Below are 18,040 nucleotides of genomic sequence, written 5' to 3' on the forward strand. Positions count from 1 at the left end.
CCCGGGCGTTACCTCGTTGCGCGGCCGATCTTTTCGCGCCCCTCATGCCAAGGCGTCGACGATCTCGCGGGCGCGATCCACATAGCGGTGGTGGCCGGTCACGATGCGGCGATGGCCCGCCTCGGCGACCTTGGCCACCTGCTCCGGATATTTGGTGCAGCGACGCAGGATCTCGCGCAGCTCGGCCGGACTGTCGAACAGGAAGCATTCGCTCTCGTCGGCCAGCAGCTCGGCGTGCTCGCCGGTGCGCGGGCCGACGAAAAGCCCACCGGCGGCGGGCACTTCGAAGGTCCGGCAGGTGTGGGTGTCACGGTTGTCGGAGTTGAGCAGCACCAGGTTCGCGGTGACCGCGGCGACCGCGGCGGAGAAGTCGCCGCCGTAGACCGCGCCCCCGACATCGGCGCCGGTCTGCCACAGCGCGCGCACTCGCCGCCAGCCCGGGCCGCGCAACAGCATGTCGCCCCGGTGTTCTCGGGCCAGCGAGATCAAGAGGTCTTGACGATCGGGGCGGACCGCGCCGATGAAACCGACCAGATGCCGGCGCACGGTGCGCCGCGCGCTGACGTAGTGCAGCGCCGGATCGTAGGCGCTGCGAACGAATTTCACCCGTCGCGCGCCGCGCGCCTCGAGTTCGGCGACATTGTGGGTCTTGGTGGTGACGACGAGATCCCATTCCCGTTCGTGCGCCAGGTAATCGGGGCTGGTGTTGTATGGATTGGACACGTCGTCGGGGCTGTAGTGCACCCGCAGGCCGGCGGGCGCGGCCAGCAGCCGCCGCTGATCCAGATGCACCGCCTTGAACGCGAACAGCAGATCGGGCGCGAATTCCCGTGCCGCTTCGTCGATCCGGCGATGCAGCGCCTCCACGTCCCACGGGGCCCGCCGGTGCGCGAACTTCGAGTACACCCACGGCGGCGACAGCCGGGCGGGCAGGGTGACCGCGGTGGTGTCGATCACCACCACCTCGTGGCCGGCCTGCTGGAAGCCGTCGGCCAGCGAGCGTGCGTTGCTGCCCACCCAGTCGTCGCCCACGAAGAGCACTTTCACGCCAGATCCCCCTCGCTCAGCAGTGCGGCGTCCGGTTCGACCGGCCCCCGCCGGGCGGTCCGTTCCCGGACCATGAGCCACCGCACCCGGATGATGTACCACAGTGCGACACCGATTTCCGCGGAAACGGTGCCGTAGACCAGGGTCCACACCGACTGGGTGCGCCAGGCCGCGGTCAGCGCGACCGCCGCCACGCAGGTGCCGATGATCGCGCCGATCAGCACGCCCAGCGTGTCCTGTTTGACCGGCAGCACCGCGGTGGTCACGTACGAGGTGATGGTGGTGGCGGGCAGAATGAGGATCTCCACGCGCAGCATGGGAATCGCGCCGTCGAAATCGTGGGTGTAGATGGTGTGGATGAGCACCGGAGCCAGCACCCACACCGCCACCACGGCCAGGCAGGCCAGCGTCACACAGCCGATCAGCATCTGAATCTGATTGCGCCAGAACTGATCGTGCGTGCTGCGCCGGGCCATGCGCGGCAGCAGCGCGAATCCGATCGGGTCCAGCGTCGACTGGATGGCCCGCACCAGCCGGTCGCCCGCCGAGTACAGGCCCAGCGACGCCGCCTCCAGCACCGCGCCGTAGACCGCCGCCGACCCCTGGCCGTACCCGGTGACCAGCAGCCGGGAGGTGAAAATCGGTGCGGCCATGCGCAGCACGGCCTTCACCCCGTAGGGCCGCGCGGGCGGGCCGTAGCGGCGGAAGGAGTCCCACCAGGTCAGTCCGACCGTGCACACCGAGGAGGCGAGCAGGCACACCAGCGCCATCGAGGCGGTGGGGAAGCGGGGGATCAGCGCCACCAGCAAACCGAGATACCCGATGCGGCCCACGCCCTGATACATGGTGGAACTGCCGAACCGGCCCTGCCCGATGAGCAGCCAGTCCTCCGAAATCGACCAGAAGCCACCGGCGAACAGGCCCAGCAGCACCATGTGCAGTTTGGGCGCCACCCCGACCGCCAGGCTCAGCAGCAGTGCCGTGCCGATGAGCGTGAGGGTGGCGGCGCGGATCGCGAGATAGGTGCCGCGCAGCCGATTCACCTCGAGATGACCGGGATCGTCCTCGGGCACCTTGGCGGCCAGGAACGAGGTGACGCCCAGGTCCACCGCGAGCGAACCGATGAAATACGAGGACATCCCGATGGCGAGCAGACCGGTGCCGTGCGGGCCCAGCATGCGGGCCAGCAGCGGCACGGTGACCAGCGTGATGACGTACTGGCCGTACTTGCCGAAGGTCACCAGCCCGATATCGCGGAGGATGCTGCCGACGCTGCCCAGGCCGTGATTGCCGGGCTTGCGGTGCTTGTGCGGGCCGGAATGCTCGGCGGCGTCGGGCTTTTCGCCCGTGTTCGCGGCGGGGGTGTAGGCGCCGGTGGCGTCGCGGGCGGGTGGGGTCAGGCGCGGCAGCCGGACGGTCGGCGGGTCGAGCGGGTCGCCGTAGAAGGTGGGCAGCACCGGGCCGCGCGACGGGGCCGCGTAGCGGGCGGCCCGGGATTCGTGGAAAGCGACTGTGCCGCGCCCGTATCCGGGATCGTGCCCGGTCGGGTGCTCGGGCGCGGGGCGTCCCGGCCGGCGCGCGACCGAGTTCGCCTCGCGCTGGGATTCGTCGTGCTCGAACGCCGTGCCCTGCCGGTCCACGTCCGGGAGGCCGTGGCGCATCGAGCGCCGCTGCCGGAGCCGGCCCAGAGTGCCGAGGCTCTGTAGTCGCTCGGTGGGGGGATCGAAGGGGATGGGATCGGTGGGATCATCCACGCGGCCACCGCCTTCGGAGCCGGCCGCTGAAATACGAGGACATGCCGCTGAAATACGAGGACATTCCGAGCGGCGCGCCCGCCACCCGCGGGTCGCCGAGGAAGGCGGTGACCTGCCGACCGGATTCGGCCACGTCGAAATCCCGGGCCCGCACCCGTGCCGCGTCCGCGAGCTTGGCGCGCAGTTCCTGATCGGCGATGAGCGTGTCGAGCGCGCTGGTGAGGGCCGCGCGGTCGCCCGCGGGCACCAGCAGGCCGTTCACTCCCGGCTCGACGATCTCCTCGGGTCCGCCCGGCCGGGTCGCGACGACCGCGCATCCGGCGCGCATGCCCTCGACCACCACCTGCCCGAACGGTTCGGGCAGCACCGAGCAGTGCACCAGGATATCCGCGTGCCGCAGATAGGCTTCCGGATCGTCCACGTGCCCGGTGAAGGTGACCGGCAGGCCGAGGGCCGTGGCCAGCGTCTCGAGTTCGGCCCGGTAGTGCTCCTCGTCGAAGAAGGTGCCGCCGACCAGAAAGACCTCGCGCGGCTGGATTTTCACGTCCGCGAGGGCGCGCAGGAACAGATCCTGTCCCTTCCACGGGGCGAGCCTGCCGACGACCGCGATCACGGTCTCGCGGGCGGGCCGCTGGTCCCGTTCGGTGCCGTCGCCTTCGGCGGGGAATTCGACGCCCGGGTAGGCGACGAGCGCGGCTCGGCGCCAGGTGTAGAGCGAGGCCAGGGTGCCGCGGCTGTTGGCGATGACGCCGCGGGCCAGCGTCCAGCCGAGCAGCCGGATGATCAACGCCAGCGTGCGCCCGAAGTAGTCGCCCGAAATCCGGTCGTGCACATGCCACACCAGCGGAATCCGCGCCCGCCGCGCCGCCACGGCGCCCATGAGCATGGCCTTGGTGCTCCCCGCCACCAGCACCGTCGCGTCCAGTTCGCGCAGGGTGGCGCCGATCCGCCAGCCCAGCCGCAGCAGTCCGAGCCCGCCCGCGACGAGGCTGCGGACGCCCGCCTTGTCGATGGTCATGGCGCGCGAGTCGAAATCCGAACGCACCACCCGTGTCTGGATGCCGCGTTCGGCGGCCAGCCGCAGCATCGGGCCGTCCGCGGCGTACACGATCGCCGTGCGGGTCTCGGGCATGGCCGAGACCAGGCGCAGGGTCGCCAGTTCGGCTCCCGAGGGGGCCGCGGTGTGCGCCAGGAAGACGGCGGTGGGTGTCGTCATCGGCCGGTGAGCTCCGCGTAGAGGTCGCGGTGGCGGCGGGCCGCCACCGTCCAGGAGAACGTCTCGGCATGGGCGCGGCACTGTTTGGCGGTGGGCCGCTCGCCGTCCAGCGCGGTGACGAGGCGGGCGGCGAGGGCGTCGGGCTCGCCGGGCGGCACCAGCAGTGTGGCGTCCAGCTCGCGCACCGAATCCGGTAGGCCGCCGCAGTCGGAGACGATGGGCGCGCGGCCGGCGGCCAGCGATTCCAGCGCGATGAGCCCGAAACCCTCGAGCGCCAGCGACGGCACCACGGTCACGTCGGCCTCGGCGTACAGCTCGCTGAGCTGCGCGTCCGACACCGACCCGGTGAAACGGATCGACGGCGCATCCGCCGCCAGCGCCCGCAATTCGGTTTCGGCCGTACCGGTTCCGACGATCACCAGCCGGGCGTCGGGGTGGGCGCGCACCACCTGCGCCCAGGCGCGAATCAGCACATCGATGCCCATGCGATTCTCGAGCCGGCGCACACACAGCACGGTGCCGCCGGCGGTGGCGTCCTCGGCGACCTGGAACCGGTCGAGATCCACGCCGGGCGCGATCACCCGGATCCGGTCCGCCCGCACCCCGTAGTCGCCGGCCAGCAACCGTGCGAAGTGCTCCGACAGCACCACGAATCGATCCGCGCGCGCGTAGCGGATGCGTTCGAGCAGGTACTTGGCCCGCACCGCTGTCGCGCTCTCGCCCGCCATCCGGCTCTCCGCCGCCCACGGTCCGTGGAAGTGCACCACCAGCGGATTGCGTACCGCCACAGGCCCATACAGGCCGAAGTGCCGATCCAGCACGGTTCCCGGCGCGAGGTGCTCCCGATCCAGGAGTGCCGTCCGGGCCCGCGCGAGCGTGGATCCGCCGATCGGACCCCACGATCCGGCTCCGGCCGGTGGTTGCCCGAAAGCCTTTGCGCTGACGATCATTTCGTCGTCCCGGGCCAGCGCCGCGTACAGATCGGTGAAGTACCGATTGAGTCCCCCGTGAGTGGCCGAAAACCACTCAGCCCCGGTCATATGCACCCGAATGGGCCGCGTCAAAACCCTCACCCCCGGGTAGTCACCCACATCCGAACGGCACTCTCGGCCCGAATGCCCTTGCAGCGCAAGTGTATGTCAATCCACCCGCACAGGCGCGCTAACTCCAAGCAACAAACCCACCGCCCAGTCCGTCCCCTAGCGTGCCCCGATCCGGGGCAGTGCGGGCCCGGTTAACGGAAAGGCCGGGTCGGGGTATCTGCGTTACGGTGATCGGCAGCATCGGGTGGCGGAGGTAGGCAGGCTGTGGGGCGGACACTCGCACAGGGGCAGGTATTCGCGGGATACACCGTGGAGCGGCTGCTGGGCGTGGGTGGAATGGGGGAGGTGTACCTCGCGCGCGACCGGGACCTGCCGCGCTCGGTGGCGTTGAAGCTGCTGGCCGCCGGCAAGGCCGACGATGCCGAGGTGCGGGCGCGATTCCTGCGGGAGGCGGATACCGCGGCGCGGCTGTCGCATCCGAACATCGTGGCGGTGTACGCGCGCGGCGACGACGAGCACCGGCTGTGGATGGCCATGCAGTACGTCGAGGGCACCGATGTGTCGGCGGTGCTGCGAGACGGGCCGATTCGGCCGGATCACGCGGTGCGCATCCTCGGCGAGACCGCGCGGGCGCTGGACCACGCGCATCGCGCCGGCGTGCTGCACCGGGATGTGAAACCCGCCAATATCCTGCTGGCGTGGGGGCCCGAGCAGCGGGTTTACCTGGCGGACTTCGGGATCGCGAAGGCCGTCGACCACACCAGCGCCCTGACCCGCACCGGCGAGATGTACGCCAGCTTCCAGTACGCCGCGCCCGAACAGTTCGAGCTGCGCGGCGACATCGACCATCGCGCCGACGTGTACGCCCTGGGCTGCACCCTGTTTCACATGCTGACCGCGCGGCTGCCGTACCCGGGCGAGACCACCGCCCAGCTGGTCGCCGCGCACCTGGCCGCCGAGATTCCCCGGCCGAGCCGAATCGATCCCACCGTGCCCGCGGCGTTCGACCAGGTCATCCAGCGCGCGCTGGCCAAGAACCGCGACGAACGCTTCGGCAGCTGCGGCGAACTCGCCGCCGCGGCCGCCCAGGCCCTCACCGCCGCGACGGGTACCGGCGGACCGTGGTCACCCGGCGGCGGCCCCGCCTGCCCGATCAGCGGCCCCCTGCACCCCGTCGCCTCGCCCGCGCGCCCGGACCTGGACCTGGGCAGATTCACCGGTGCGACAACGAAACCCAGCATTCCCATCCAGCCGGGGCCGTCCGGCGCACCGCCGGGCCGGCCGCTGCGGTATCCCGGGGTGACGGGTGACGCGCCCCGGCCGGTGGACCTCGCCTCGTCCGAACCCGCCCCGGCGACCGCCGCCCGGTCCGCGCGTGGCGGCCGCAAGGCGCTGATCGCCGCCTTCGTGGCCGCGCTGGTCGTCGCCGGCGGGCTCGGCCTCGGATTCGGCACCGGGGCAATCCACTTCGGCTCCCGGCCGTCGTCGCTCGCCGCCCCGCCGGTCGCCGCCTCGTCCGACACCACCGCCCCGCCCGGCGACGCCTCGCAGGACGCCGCGACCAAGGCCGCCTGCGCGTACGGGGTGCTGATGAACACCTACGACTACGGCAATGGCGACGCCTGGCAGACCAAGGTGGAGGACGGGGCGACCGGAGCGTGGAAAAGCCAGGCGCAGACCCTGATACCGACGATTCGGCCGCTGCTGGAACTGGGTACGCACACCCGCTCCACCGGCGGCAAGTGCACCGTCACGTCCGGCGGCGGCACCCACTACGAACTCAGCGGCGTCTTCGACCTGGTGGACACCGTGAACGGCAAGGACGCCAATCAGCGCACGCAGACCATCCCGCTGGGCATGGACTATGTGGACGGCCGCTGGTTGTGCGGCAAGCTTGCCATCCCGGGCCTCACCGGCTGATCTTTCGAGCCCGCCGGAGTCGGTGACTTTCGTCGGATGATCATGTCACCGAACCGATTTCGTGTCCGCCCGCCGACCCCCGTGTAGCGCGGGGGACTGGTCGTGCGATAGATTCGCTGCGGATTGCTCGGGCCGCCAGGGAAGGAATCGAGCGTGGGGAATTCTGGCGCGGGGGTCGGTGCCGGGACAGTGCGAGTGCTCGTCGACAACGGCGAGTACTGGCTTCGCAATCGCGGAGACATCGCCATGATGGTGATGACCGTCGAACGCCTGCGAGACCGCTGGCCGCAGGCCCGTATCGGCATGCTCACCGACGAACCGCACATTCTGCGCGGCGTGCTGCCGCAGGCGGAACCCGTGGTCGCGCACACCGGCGGGCATTGGGGGCGTGCGGGATTGGCGGGCCTGCTGGATCAGCAGGCCGGCATCCATCTGCTGGGACCGGCGGCCATGCAGTGGCGGGCCGCCACCGAGGTGCCCAAACACTATCTGCGCGGGGTCAAGAACTGGGCCCGCCGCGAGGTGCGTCAGCTCGCGACCGGCGACCGCGCGCCCGCACCGGGCATGCCCGACCTGCCGCCGGTGCCCGGCGCGCTCGCGGAGGCGGACCTGGTCATCGCACAGGGCGGCGGCTATATGACCGACGTCGACCTGCATCAGGCGCATCGCACCCTCAACCTGCTGGAAGCCGCCCAGCGCCAGGGCATTCCGAACGTCATGATCGGCCAGGGCATGGGCCCCATGCGCGACGCCGAACTGCTGCGCCGCGCCGCCGAGGTGCTGCCCGGGGTGAACCTCATCGCGCTGCGCGAGGGTCTGCGCGGACCCAAACTGCTCGCCGAACTGGGCGTGCCCGCGGACAAGATCCTGGTCACCGGCGACGACGCCGTCGAATTCGCCTACCGGCTGCGGCGCCCCGAGATCGGCGCGGATCTCGGCCTGTGCCTGCGCATCTCGGACTACTCCAAGGTGAGCGACTCGGCCCGCGACACCCTCGGCGCGGTCGTGCGCCGCGAAGCGGCCGCCCTCGACACCGCGCTGGCCCCGCTGATCATCTCCGAATACGACGACGAGGACCGTCGTCACACCTTGCCGCTGCTGGCGGGAGTGGCCAACGCCCGCCCCGTCATCGGCCGCGCCGGCACCGCCCAGGACGTGGCCCGCCAGGTCTCACGCTGCCGGGTGCTGGTGACCAGCGCCTACCACCTCGCGGTTTTCGCGCTCTCCCAGGGCATTCCGGCCGTGGCTGTAACGGCGTCGCAGTACTACGACGACAAATTCTATGGGTTGGCCGACATGTTCGACGCGGACACCGCCGACGCGGGTCTGCGGATCGTGCACCTGGATGTGGACAATCTCGACACCGAATTGACACGTGCGATTCGGCAGTTGTGGGAATCCGCGCCAGAACTGCGGGATACGCTGCAGCAGAAGGCAGTTGAACAGATCGACGCCGGCCGCGCGGGTCTGGATCGGGTGTATGGACTCGTGGCGGGAGGTGATGGCCTGCCCGGCGAATCCGCCGAACCAGTTCAGGGGGACAAATGAAGAACATGTCGGTGTGCGTCCCGGCCTACAACTCCGGACGGACCCTGGAGACGACGCTGCGCTCGATTCTGGAGCAGGACACCGACGCCGAGGTGATCGTGCTGGACAACGCCAGCAGCGACGACACCGGCGCCATCGCCCGCTCCTTCGACGATCCGCGGGTGCGCGTGCACCGCAACGACGACACCCTTCCCATCGGCGAGAACTGGAACAAGGCGGTCTCGCTGACCACGGGCCGCTTCGTGAAAGTGGTCTGCGCCGACGACATCCTGCTGCCCGGCGCGCTCGACCGGCAACTGGAGGTGATGGCCGACAACGGGATCGCCATCTGCTCGTCCAAATTCCAGGTCATCGACGAAGCGGGCGGCGTCGAGGCGACCGATCTGGGCCTGCCGAACCTGCTGGGCCGCCGCGACGCTCGCGCGTTGATGCGCACCATCGTGCACCGCGGTCCCGCCGACTTCGGTCCCACCGCCGCGGCCGTGTTCCGCCGCCAGGATTTCGACCGGGTCGGCGGCTTCCGCGGCGATCTGGTCTTTCCCATGGACGTGGACCTGTTCGCCCGGGTCTGCGCCTTCGGCGCCTTCTACGGCATGGCCGACATCCTCGCGGCCTGGCGCAATTCCAGCTTCAACCTGTGCTCGAACACCTCCACGGTCAGCAAGCTGACCGAGATGCTGCGCTTTCATCACCGGCTCGCCTCGGAATACCCGCAGTACGTCGGGCGGGGCGCGGTGCTGGGCGGTGACTGGCGGCTGGCCCGGGCCGCCGCCGAACGCGTCCGCGTTCGCACGGTGGCCACGGCCCTGCGCCGCCCGGAAATCCTGCACTGAGCAATGACTTCCGGGGCGGTGACGTCGGGACCCGGGAAGCGCCGGTCAGATGCTCGACAGCGGACCGTAGGTGACGACGGTGTCACCGCTGCTGCTGACCAGCCGCACGAACGGGCGAATGGTGGTGGTGCCCAGGACCCCGGTGACCGTGCCGTGGAAGCCCGACATGGTGATGCAGCCGTCGGTGCCGGAGACGTCACCGCCGGTGGCGTCGACCGACTGGATGCCGGGCCCGAAGCCGACGTCGAGCTGAATGCCCAGGGTCGGAATCAGATTGAACACGTCGGCCTTGGCGTCGTTGCCGATCTCCAGCTCCAGGCCGGGGGTCTGGTATTGGAAGGAGATCTTGCCCGACAGCGTCGCCGGGTAGCCGACCTGGTAGCCCATGGTGATGTGGCCGGTCCACGGGTCGCCCGCCGGAACGTCCACGTGGAAGCAGGCTTTGCCGCTGTGGAACCACTCGCGGGTGAGCGGATTGCCGTCCAGCGGCGGCACGAAATCGATGCGGGTGTCCGCCTCGATGGCCTGGACGGTGCGGCCCTGCTGATCGACGATCGAATTGGTGGCGTCGACGGCGGCGGCGCCGGTGCCACCGCTCAGGACGACGCCGACGGTGCCGGCGGCCGCGACGGCCGCGGTGCGCGTGAGCGCGGAATTGATGTAGCGCATGATGGTTCCCATTCCCTCATCAGGTCTCGCTGCGTAATAGCTACGCGTGCATGATGATTCCCCAGTTTTTCCGGAACGCGGGCATACGTTCCCCCCGTCCCCCTCGCTCGGTGAGCGACCCCACACGAGACCGACCCGGTCGATCACCGCGCGTGGAGTGCGCGGGCTGTCACGATGTCTCGGGCACGTCGATCACCCACTTCCCCTCCAGCTCGGGCCAGCGGGCCGATACCTCCGGCAGTAGATCGGGCAGCGTCAGCAAGATTCGATCCGGTTGCGCCGCAACGAGTTCGGCGGGCGAGACGATCGGAATATCCGTGCCGGGCATGCGGCGGCCCTGTTTGGCGGGCGAGGCGTCGGCCACCCCGGCCAGCAGCCCCCGGTGCGCACCGGCCAGATGCAGCAGCGCCACCGCCCGGGAGGCGGCGCCGTAGGCGTACACGGTGCGGCCGGCATCGTTCTCGGACCGCAGCCAGTCGCGCAGCGCGCGCGCCTGCCGGTCCGCGGCCTGCTGCAGCCCGCTCACCGTGGCGGGATCGGCGACCGCGGTCTCGGCGGCGCGGAGGCGGGCGATGGACTCGTCCGGTTCAGCGGGCGCGTGCACGGCCGCCACCAGTACCGTGCCGCCGTAGAGCGGGAACTCCCACGCCGTGACCGCCACCATGCCCGCCGCACGCAGCAGCGCTTGCAGCGCGGCCAGCGAGTAGTAGGCGAAATGCCCGTGCCGCAACGCGTTCCATTGGCCCTGGGTCACGATGGCGTGCAGCGAATGGAATTGCAGCAGCAGCACACCGTTCGCCGTGGTGGCCGCGGCCCGCTGCGCGAACGCCACCCGCTGGTGGGGTTCGTGCATGATCCCGAAGCAGTCGATCACCACCGCCGCCGGGCCGTCGGTGCGGCGGTAACCGCGTGCGGTCAGCAGCGGCAGCCAGCTGCCGCCGTGCGGACTGCCGAATTCGCGGACCGTGCCGCCGCCGGGCAGCAGGCCCGCCGCCGCCACCCGCGCCACCGCGTCCGCGGCCTGCTCGCGCAGCGCCCGGGGCTCGACGCCGCGCGGTTCGGCGGTGACCGTATCGTCCTCGGCGAGCTGCGCCAGCCCGCACGCGGCGCACAGATCCATGGCCAGCGGATGCGCCGACTCGGTCTCGTCGACGATCGCGTCCAGGCGCGGAAAGTCGTCGGCCGCAGGCATTTTCCCGAGATCCAGCACCCGTGCCAGCGGACCCAGGCCGCAGCCGCGACACCCGTACGACGGCGCGCCGCTCATGGCACCATGGCCTGGTGCGTATCGAAGCGACCGACCTCGCCGACGTCCTGCTGCTGATCCCGGAGCCGTTCCGCGACGATCGCGGCCTGTTCACCAGAACCTTCGACGCCGCGGAGTTCGACGCGCACCTGGGCGAGCCCGGCGCGGCCGCGCGGTTCGTGCAGGATTCGCAGTCGCGCTCGCATCGGGGCGTGGTGCGCGGTATGCACGGGCGTTGCGGGCGCGGCGAGGCCAAGCTGGTGCGATGCGCGCACGGCGCGGTCCACGACGTGCTCGTCGACATCCGCCCCGGCTCGCCGACCTTCGGCCGGCAGCAGGCTTTCCTGCTGGACGACAACGACTTTCGTCACCTGTACGTGCCGCCCGGGTTCCTGCACGGCTTCCAGGCGCTGAGCGCCGTCGCCGACGTCTGCTACCGCATCGATCGGCCGCACGATCCTGCCGAGGATCTGGGCGTGGCCTACGACGACCCGGAGCTGGCCATCGACTGGCCGCAGCCGGTGACCCTGGTGTCCGCGCGCGACGCGGGGGCGGGGTCGTGGCGGGAGCTGCTGGCCGCCCTGCATCTCACACCCCGGTCCTGATCCGGCGCAGCTCGTCGTCGAGCACCCCGGACTCCTTGAGCGACTTCAGATGCGCCAGGCGGGTGAAACGCTGGAAGAAGGCGTCGGCGGTGAGCCCGCGGGCGGTGTACTCCCGATACAGTTCCGCCGCGCCGTCGGGGATGCTCCAGGTCGCCTCGAAGCCGAGTTCCTTGCGGGCGTAACCGAAATCGACCCGGTAGGAGCGCGGGTCCGCGCCGCTCTCGCCGGTGATGGCCAGGGTCGACTCCGGGACCACGTCGACCACCGCCTGCGCGATCTGCGCCACGGTCAGATTGTTGGCCTCGGTGCCCACGTTGTAGGCCCGGCAGTGCACGGCCTCGATCGGGGCGGTCAGGCAGGTAGCGAAGGCGCGGGCGATGTCCTGCGCGTGCACCAGCGGCCGCCACGGCGTGCCGTCGGAGAGCACCTTCACCTCGCCGGTGAGCACCGCGTAGCCGACGAGATTGTTGAGCACGATATCGGCCCGCAGCCGCGGCGAGAACCCGAAAGCGGTGGCATTGCGCAGGAATACGGGCGAGAAGCCGGAGTCGGCGATCGCGGCCACATCGTCCTCGACGCGGACCTTGGATTCGGCGTACGGGGTGAGCGGGCGCAGCGGCGCGTCCTCGGCCACCAGCCCGTCGCCGGCCGCGCCGTACACCGAACACGTGGAGGCGTAGAGGAATCGGCGCACCCCGGCCTCCTTGGCCAGCAGGGCCAGTCGCACCGAGGCGTGATGGTTGATGTCGTAGGTGATCTGCGGGGCCAGCGCGCCCAGCGGATCGTTGGACAGCGCCGCCAGATGCACCACCGCGTCGAAGCCGGCGAGCTGCTCGACGGTCACGTCGCGCAGGTCCACGCTCAGCGTCGGCGGCGCGGGCGGCGCCTCGCCCAGGACGCATTCGGCGAAATAGCCGCTGTCCAGGCCGGTCACGTCGTGACCGGCCCGCTGTAGCTCGGGCACCATGACGGTACCCAGATAGCCCTGATGCCCCGTGACCAGCACGCGCATGCCTATGCACCTCCGAAAGTGATGGTGGCCTTGTCGAGCAGGAACGCCTCGGCGTGCCGGGCGCGGCACTGCACCCCGCGCAACCGGGAAAGGGCCAGGAACGACTGCTCGTCGAACCAGTCCCGATCGCGTTGCGAGGGATAGTGTTTCATCAACAGCTCGGCCTTGCGCTCGGCGATTCCCGCGGGCAGCGGATGCAGCACCGTCGGCTGCGGGGTGTCGTTCTCCCACTTGAGGATCTCGTAGCCGAGGATCAGATGATCGCGGAACTCGGTGGGCGCCAGCTCCGCGAGCAGCCGGTGATCCTGGTGGGCGTCCCCGCGCTGCGGCGCGAACACCACCTGGGCGGCGCCGTCGCGGCGCAGCGCGCCCACCGCGTCCTTGACCCGCTCCCAGTGGGCGGGCGCGTAACCGTCGGAAATGTCGAGGACGCGCAGCTGCAGATCCGCTCCCGGGCAGAAGGATTCGAGCGCGGCCTGCTCCTCGCGGGCGCGCTCGGTGCCCGCGCCGGTCAGCACCAGCGCCCGCACCCGCAGGCCCGGTACCGCGGCGGCCAGGGTCAGCAGCGTGCCGCCCATGCCGATGGCCAGATCATCGCAATGGGCGGCCAGCAGCGCGATCTCGGTGACCGCGCCGGTGTCGAAGCGGATCATGCCGGGCGATCACCGGCCGCCGTGACGGGCCGCTCCCACACCATCCACGGGCGATCGCCCTGCATATAACCGGTGTCGAGTTCGGCGCGTTCCTTGAAGGTGTCGGCGGGCTTCCAGAAGCCGTGATGCTGATACCCGAACAGCCGGCCCTGCGCGGCCAGCGCGCCACAGGCGTCCTCGACCAGGTCGCCGCCGGGCGGCAGATGATCGAAAACCTCGGGGGTGAGCACGAAATAGCCGCCGTTCTCCCAGATCGGCAGCTGCGAGACCGGGGTGATGTTCTTGACCTCGCCCGCGGAGTTCACGTCCACGCAGTGGAAGGAGGACTGCGGCGGCACGATCATCATCGAGGCCGCGGCGCCGGAGGCCTGGAACTGCTCGATCATCTCGTCGAGCGGGGCATCGGTGAGCACGTCGGCGTAGTTGGCCAGGAAGTACGGTTCGCCCTCGAGGTGGCCGCGCACCCGGCGCAGGCGTTCCCCGATGGGCGATTCCACCCCGGTGTCGACGAAGGTGATGGTCCAGTCGCTGATATCCGACTGCAGCAGTTCCACCTTGCCGCCGCGAATCACGAAGTCGTTGGACACCGACTCCTGATAGGTGAGGAAGAAGTTCTTGATGTGGGCGGCGCCGTAGCCCAGGCACAGCACGAAGTCCTTGTGCCCGAAGTGCGCGTAGTAGCGCATGACGTGCCAGATCAGCGGGCGCGGGCCCACCATCTGCATGGGTTTGGGGATGACGTCCTCGGTGCCGTTGCGCATGCGCATGCCATAGCCGCCGCAGAACAGTACGACCTTCACTTCGCTTGCCTTTCTGCATGATTGGATGCGGCGGCATCGTCGGGCGTCGCATGGGTCGGTTCGAGCCGGGCGTGATGGAGATGGGGGAGGGGGTAGACGATCTCGGCCCCCCACTCGGTCACGTGGGCGAGTTGTGCGGTGATCTCGCGTTCCAGGTTCCAGGGCAGTACCACCACCACGTCGGGGCGGTCGGCGTCGATGCGCTCGGGCTCGTGGATCGGGATGCGGGTACCGGGCGTGAACCGGCCGTGCTTGTACGGATTGCGGTCGACGGTGTACTCGAGCAGGTCGGTACGGATGCCGCAGTAGTTGAGCAGGGTGTTGCCCTTGCCGGGCGCCCCGTAGCCGACCACCCGCTTACCGGATGCCTTGGCCGCCAACAGGTATCGCAGCAGGTCCTGGCGGACGCGCTCGGTGTCGGGGCGCAGTTCGAGGTAGCCGGCGACCTCGTGCAGGCCGGCGTCCGCCTCCAGCCGCAACACCTCGGCAACGCGTGCGCTCGGGGCCCCCGCGCCCTCGGGGCGCGCCCAGATGCGCAGCGAGCCGCCGTGGGTGCCGATCAGCTCGCAGTCCACCACCGCCAGGCCCGCCGTGGCCAGCGCGCGCTGCGCCGAGAGCAGGGTGTAGTACTGGAAATGCTCGTGGTAGATGGTGTCGAACTGGGCCAGCGCCACCAGGTTCAGGGCGTGGTGCACCTCGATCGAGAGCCAGCCGTCGTCGGCCAGCAGGGCCCGCAGCGAGCGGGTGAAGCCCAGCAGATCGGGGATGTGGGCATAGACATTGTTGGCCACCACCAGATTCGCGGGCCCGTGCTCGGCGCGTACCCGGGCGGCCAGTTCCTCGTCGAGGAAGGCGGTTTCGGTGGGAACGCCCTTGTCACGCGCTGCCGCACCGACATTCACCGACGGTTCGATGCCCAGGCAGGGGACGCCGGCGGCGACGGCATGCTGCAGCAGGTAGCCATCGTTGCTGGCGACCTCTACTATGAAACTCGCGCTGTTCAGATCGAGCCGTGCGATCGAGTCGTTCACGAAGAGTTCCGCGTGCCGGACCCAGCTATCGGAAAACGAGGAAAAGTACGCGTATTCCGTGAATGTCTCCTCCGGCGTGATGAGCGCCGGAATCTGCAGCAGCAGGCAGTTCTCGCACAGCCGCAGGTGCAGCGGATAGGTGGGCTCGGGGAGGTCGAGTTCCTCGGCGGTGAGGAACTTCTCGCACGGCGGGGTGGCGCCGAGATCGAGAACGGAGATCAAACTCCTGGAGTCGCAGAGACGGCAGCGCACGAAATTCCCCACCTTTCACCGAACACGGCTGCCCCTCGCAGCACCGGATGACCCTTGGTCGGTTCGGTCCGGCCTTACGTTACAACAGGATTGGCGGCTGCCACCGGGCCATACGGGTGACGAATAGTGCCAAAACAGCTGGATTTCTGCGACTCGCAGATCCGCGCGTCCCCGTGGCTAACGTTCGAGCCTTGCAGCACAAGGGTTTCGGCCAGCTCACCCGGTGCGCCCCCAGCGGTGCAAGCTGCGATTTTGCGAATAGGGGATATTCAGGGGAACCGCTGCGGTACCGGTTGTCACGAAACCCCGTTACTTTGTAGAAACGTTGGGCCGCTGCGGGATACAACCTGCACGCGGCCCAGAGGTGTGTAACATTCGGCATCTGGCCACCGAAAGACTCGACGGCCACATCGGTTGTCATGGTCCTGAAAGCCCTTGGGAAACCGGCGTCAGCCCGTAGTGGAACTGATCAGCGGGGATCGGAACCGAGTTCTCCCGTGGGGGAGGTGCGTTCGTTTCATGAGCTACAACATTTCCGCCGGTCGCGCCGTGCGCGCGAATCGGCCCCCCAGACCCGAGCCGCGCTCGGATCGTGAGCGCTGGCAAGCGGATTATGCGCGCCGGCTATTCATCAGCGACCTATGCGTGGTCGTGCTGTGCGTGGGGTTCGGGCAGTGGGTCCGCTTCGGCGGCTCCGGCGCCGAACCGCCCTTGGCCTCCCAGCTGCCGCTGGAAGTGCGCTACACCATGGTCTCGATCGTGCTGGCGGTGGCCTGGTCGGCGACGCTGGCCCTCAGTGGCACCCGGTCGCCGCGGGTAATCGGCAGTGGTACAGAGGAATATCGGCGTGTGGTGGCCGCGTCGCTCAAGCTCTTCGGCGGTATCGCGATCGTGTCGCTGCTGCTGCGCGTCGACATCGCCCGGGGGTATCTGGCGATCGCGTTGCCGGTGGGCATGCTCGGTCTCATGGTGGAGCGGCGGCTGTGGCGGCGATGGGTGGCCGTGCGCCGCGCGCGGGGGGCGTATCGCACCGCCGTGCTGGTGGTCGGCAGCCCGGAGGCGGCGCGGGCCATGGTGGCGGCCTTCTCCCGCGATCGGGACTCCGGCTACCAGGTGATCGGCGTCTGCACCCGCGACGACGGGGTCCTCGTCGACCGGGTGGTGGAGGTCGGCGGCCGCGAAATCCCGGTTGTCGCAGGCGATCACGATGTGATCGACGCGGTCCGGCGCACGGGCGCGGACACCGTCGCGGTCACCGCCACCGACAACCTGGGCCCGGCCGACTTCCGCCGGATGGCCTGGGAGCTGGACGAGCTGGGCGCCGAGCTCATCGTCACCCCCGGCCTGGTCGACATCGCCGGCACCCGCCTCACCCACCGGGTGCTGGCCGATATGCCCATGCTGCATGTCGAGAAGCCGCAATACGATCGCGCCAAGTCGATTCGCAAGGGCGTCTTCGACTTCTGCTTCGCCCTGGCGGCCCTGTTCGCCATCGCGCCCGCGCTGTGCCTGATCGCGCTGGCGGTCAAGGTCACCAGCCGCGGACCCGTCTTCTACCTCTCCGAGCGCATCGGCCGCGACGGCCGGCCGTTCCGGATGATCAAGTTCCGCAGCATGTACGCCGATGCCGAGGCCCACATCAGCGCCCTCATCGAGAGCAACGGCGGCAACCCGCTGTTCTTCAAGGTTCGTGACGATCCGCGAATCACCTCGGTGGGCAAGGTGATTCGCAAATACTCCCTCGACGAACTGCCCCAGTTCCTCAACGTCCTGCGCGGCGAGATGAGCATCGTCGGCCCCCGCCCGCAGGTGCAGCGCGAGGTCGACTCCTACGACGGCGTCATGCGCCGCCGCCTGCTGGTCAAACCCGGCGTCACCGGCCTCTGGCAGGTCAGCGGCCGCTCCGACCTCACCCCCGAAGACGCCATGCGCCTGGACCTGTCCTACGTCGAAAACTGGTCCATGGTCCTCGACCTTTTGCTGATCGCCAAAACCATCGGCGCGGTCACCAAAGGCGAAGGCGCCTACTAACACCCCACGACCCGAGGGCGCACACGGTTCACGATGTGTGCCCTCAATTGGTCTGCGCACCGTGCCCCCGAATAACCCAATCCACCGGACTCCCACCCTCTTCCGCCGCCTCGGCCCCATCCAGAATCCTGTCCAGGATCCCCGCCCGATCGAGCGTCGCGCGCCACCCGAAGCCCTCCCGAACACTCCGGATCACCGCCTGCAACACCACCGCATGAACCCGCTCCCGCGGCACCACCACCCGCCACCCCCACCCCTCCCATTCCCGCAACCTCGCCTCCACCACGGCCAGCACATCCTGAATAACCTGAACCTCCACCTCATCGGGGTCGTCACACAACATGACGACCTCCGAACATGATTTGCCCGCAACGGTGGAT

Annotated in this window: 16 protein-coding genes; 5 read left to right on the plus strand and 11 right to left on the minus strand. The window is 69.6% G+C overall.

What is annotated here, in order from left to right:
- Window positions 1-42: 42 nt before the first annotated feature.
- The 4 genes from D7D52_RS07610 to D7D52_RS07625 form a co-directional block, all read right to left on the minus strand.
- Window positions 43-1,047 carry a CgeB family protein gene (locus D7D52_RS07610; protein WP_120735674.1) on the minus strand — a complete coding sequence of 335 codons (1,005 nt, stop codon included), beginning with the start codon at window positions 1,045-1,047 and terminating at the stop codon, window positions 43-45.
- Complete coding sequence (locus D7D52_RS07615) at window positions 1,044-2,327, minus strand: oligosaccharide flippase family protein (RefSeq protein ID WP_120743898.1); 1,284 nt, start codon at window positions 2,325-2,327, stop codon at window positions 1,044-1,046. Before D7D52_RS07615 ends, D7D52_RS07610 begins: the two co-directional genes overlap by 4 nt.
- 466 nt (window positions 2,328-2,793) lie before the next feature.
- On the minus strand, window positions 2,794-4,017 hold the full coding sequence (locus tag D7D52_RS07620; RefSeq protein ID WP_120735675.1) for a glycosyltransferase family 4 protein: 1,224 nt from the start codon (window positions 4,015-4,017) through the stop codon (window positions 2,794-2,796).
- Window positions 4,014-5,063, minus strand: coding sequence for a glycosyltransferase family 4 protein (locus D7D52_RS07625; RefSeq protein WP_187703197.1), 1,050 nt, complete (start codon window positions 5,061-5,063; stop codon window positions 4,014-4,016). The genes D7D52_RS07620 and D7D52_RS07625 overlap by 4 nt, the downstream gene beginning before the upstream one ends.
- Window positions 5,064-5,324: 261 nt before the next feature.
- On the opposite strand from D7D52_RS07625, the gene D7D52_RS07630 reads away from it, so the two are divergent.
- The 3 genes from D7D52_RS07630 to D7D52_RS07640 all read left to right on the plus strand — a co-directional run bounded on the left by D7D52_RS07630 (window position 5,325) and on the right by D7D52_RS07640 (window position 9,361).
- Window positions 5,325-6,980, plus strand: coding sequence for a serine/threonine-protein kinase (locus tag D7D52_RS07630; protein WP_246023679.1), 1,656 nt, complete (start codon window positions 5,325-5,327; stop codon window positions 6,978-6,980).
- A 189-nt stretch (window positions 6,981-7,169) separates the two neighbouring features.
- On the plus strand, window positions 7,170-8,528 hold the full coding sequence (locus tag D7D52_RS07635) for a polysaccharide pyruvyl transferase family protein (RefSeq protein ID WP_246023680.1): 1,359 nt from the start codon (window positions 7,170-7,172) through the stop codon (window positions 8,526-8,528).
- A complete protein-coding gene (locus D7D52_RS07640) occupies window positions 8,525-9,361 on the plus strand; it encodes a glycosyltransferase family 2 protein (RefSeq protein ID WP_120735677.1) in 837 nt (278 codons plus the stop codon). The genes D7D52_RS07635 and D7D52_RS07640 overlap by 4 nt, the downstream gene beginning before the upstream one ends.
- Before the next feature lie 45 nt (window positions 9,362-9,406).
- Here D7D52_RS07640 and D7D52_RS07645 read toward each other — a convergent pair whose 3' ends face one another.
- Together D7D52_RS07645 and D7D52_RS07650 are read right to left on the minus strand one after the other, a co-directional pair.
- On the minus strand, window positions 9,407-10,030 hold the full coding sequence (locus tag D7D52_RS07645) for an MspA family porin (RefSeq protein WP_246023681.1): 624 nt from the start codon (window positions 10,028-10,030) through the stop codon (window positions 9,407-9,409).
- A 169-nt stretch (window positions 10,031-10,199) separates the two neighbouring features.
- The gene (locus D7D52_RS07650) at window positions 10,200-11,297 is read right to left on the minus strand and encodes a class I SAM-dependent methyltransferase (protein WP_120735679.1); all 1,098 of its coding nucleotides are present in this window, start codon (window positions 11,295-11,297) and stop codon (window positions 10,200-10,202) included.
- Window positions 11,298-11,311: 14 nt separating this feature from the next.
- On the opposite strand from D7D52_RS07650, the gene rfbC reads away from it, so the two are divergent.
- Complete coding sequence (gene rfbC / locus D7D52_RS07655) at window positions 11,312-11,881, plus strand: dTDP-4-dehydrorhamnose 3,5-epimerase (RefSeq protein ID WP_120735680.1); 570 nt, start codon at window positions 11,312-11,314, stop codon at window positions 11,879-11,881.
- Here rfbC and D7D52_RS07660 read toward each other — a convergent pair.
- From D7D52_RS07660 to D7D52_RS07675, 4 genes are read right to left on the minus strand one after another with little or no spacing between them, the layout of a single operon-like run.
- Window positions 11,865-12,893: an NAD-dependent epimerase/dehydratase family protein gene (locus D7D52_RS07660; RefSeq protein WP_120735681.1), complete on the minus strand. Its 1,029-nt coding sequence runs from the start codon at window positions 12,891-12,893 to the stop codon at window positions 11,865-11,867. The genes rfbC and D7D52_RS07660 overlap by 17 nt on opposite strands.
- A gap of 2 nt (window positions 12,894-12,895) precedes the next feature.
- Complete coding sequence (locus D7D52_RS07665) at window positions 12,896-13,546, minus strand: PIG-L deacetylase family protein (protein WP_120735682.1); 651 nt, start codon at window positions 13,544-13,546, stop codon at window positions 12,896-12,898.
- Window positions 13,543-14,346 (minus strand): sugar phosphate nucleotidyltransferase, encoded by an 804-nt coding sequence (locus D7D52_RS07670; RefSeq protein WP_120735683.1) that lies wholly within the window; start codon window positions 14,344-14,346, stop codon window positions 13,543-13,545. The genes D7D52_RS07665 and D7D52_RS07670 overlap by 4 nt, the downstream gene beginning before the upstream one ends.
- Window positions 14,343-15,629, minus strand: a complete 1,287-nt coding sequence (locus D7D52_RS07675) for a class I SAM-dependent methyltransferase (RefSeq protein WP_120743901.1) — start codon at window positions 15,627-15,629, stop codon at window positions 14,343-14,345. The genes D7D52_RS07670 and D7D52_RS07675 overlap by 4 nt, the downstream gene beginning before the upstream one ends.
- Window positions 15,630-16,148: 519 nt before the next feature.
- Between D7D52_RS07675 and D7D52_RS07680 the strand changes: the two genes are divergently transcribed.
- A complete protein-coding gene (locus D7D52_RS07680; RefSeq protein ID WP_120735684.1) occupies window positions 16,149-17,660 on the plus strand; it encodes a sugar transferase in 1,512 nt (503 codons plus the stop codon).
- Between the two features lie 43 nt (window positions 17,661-17,703).
- On the opposite strand, the gene D7D52_RS07685 is transcribed toward D7D52_RS07680, so the two are convergent.
- On the minus strand, window positions 17,704-18,003 hold the full coding sequence (locus D7D52_RS07685) for a hypothetical protein (protein ID WP_120735685.1): 300 nt from the start codon (window positions 18,001-18,003) through the stop codon (window positions 17,704-17,706).
- Between the last annotated feature and the right edge of the window lie 37 nt (window positions 18,004-18,040).

Source organism: Nocardia yunnanensis (genome assembly GCF_003626895.1).
GTDB lineage: Bacteria > Actinomycetota > Actinomycetes > Mycobacteriales > Mycobacteriaceae > Nocardia > Nocardia yunnanensis.

Coding starts and splice junctions, on each gene's coding strand:
- D7D52_RS07620 (WP_120735675.1), bottom strand. CDS start 4,017: ATGACGACACCCACCGCCGTCTTCCTGGCGCACACCGCGGCCCCCTCG.
- D7D52_RS07640 (WP_120735677.1), top strand. CDS start 8,525: ATGAAGAACATGTCGGTGTGCGTCCCGGCCTACAACTCCGGACGGACC.
- D7D52_RS07645 (WP_246023681.1), bottom strand. CDS start 10,030: ATGCGCTACATCAATTCCGCGCTCACGCGCACCGCGGCCGTCGCGGCC.
- D7D52_RS07650 (WP_120735679.1), bottom strand. CDS start 11,297: ATGAGCGGCGCGCCGTCGTACGGGTGTCGCGGCTGCGGCCTGGGTCCG.
- D7D52_RS07660 (WP_120735681.1), bottom strand. CDS start 12,893: ATGCGCGTGCTGGTCACGGGGCATCAGGGCTATCTGGGTACCGTCATG.
- D7D52_RS07665 (WP_120735682.1), bottom strand. CDS start 13,546: ATGATCCGCTTCGACACCGGCGCGGTCACCGAGATCGCGCTGCTGGCC.
- D7D52_RS07680 (WP_120735684.1), top strand. CDS start 16,149: ATGAGCTACAACATTTCCGCCGGTCGCGCCGTGCGCGCGAATCGGCCC.
- D7D52_RS07685 (WP_120735685.1), bottom strand. CDS start 18,003: ATGTTGTGTGACGACCCCGATGAGGTGGAGGTTCAGGTTATTCAGGAT.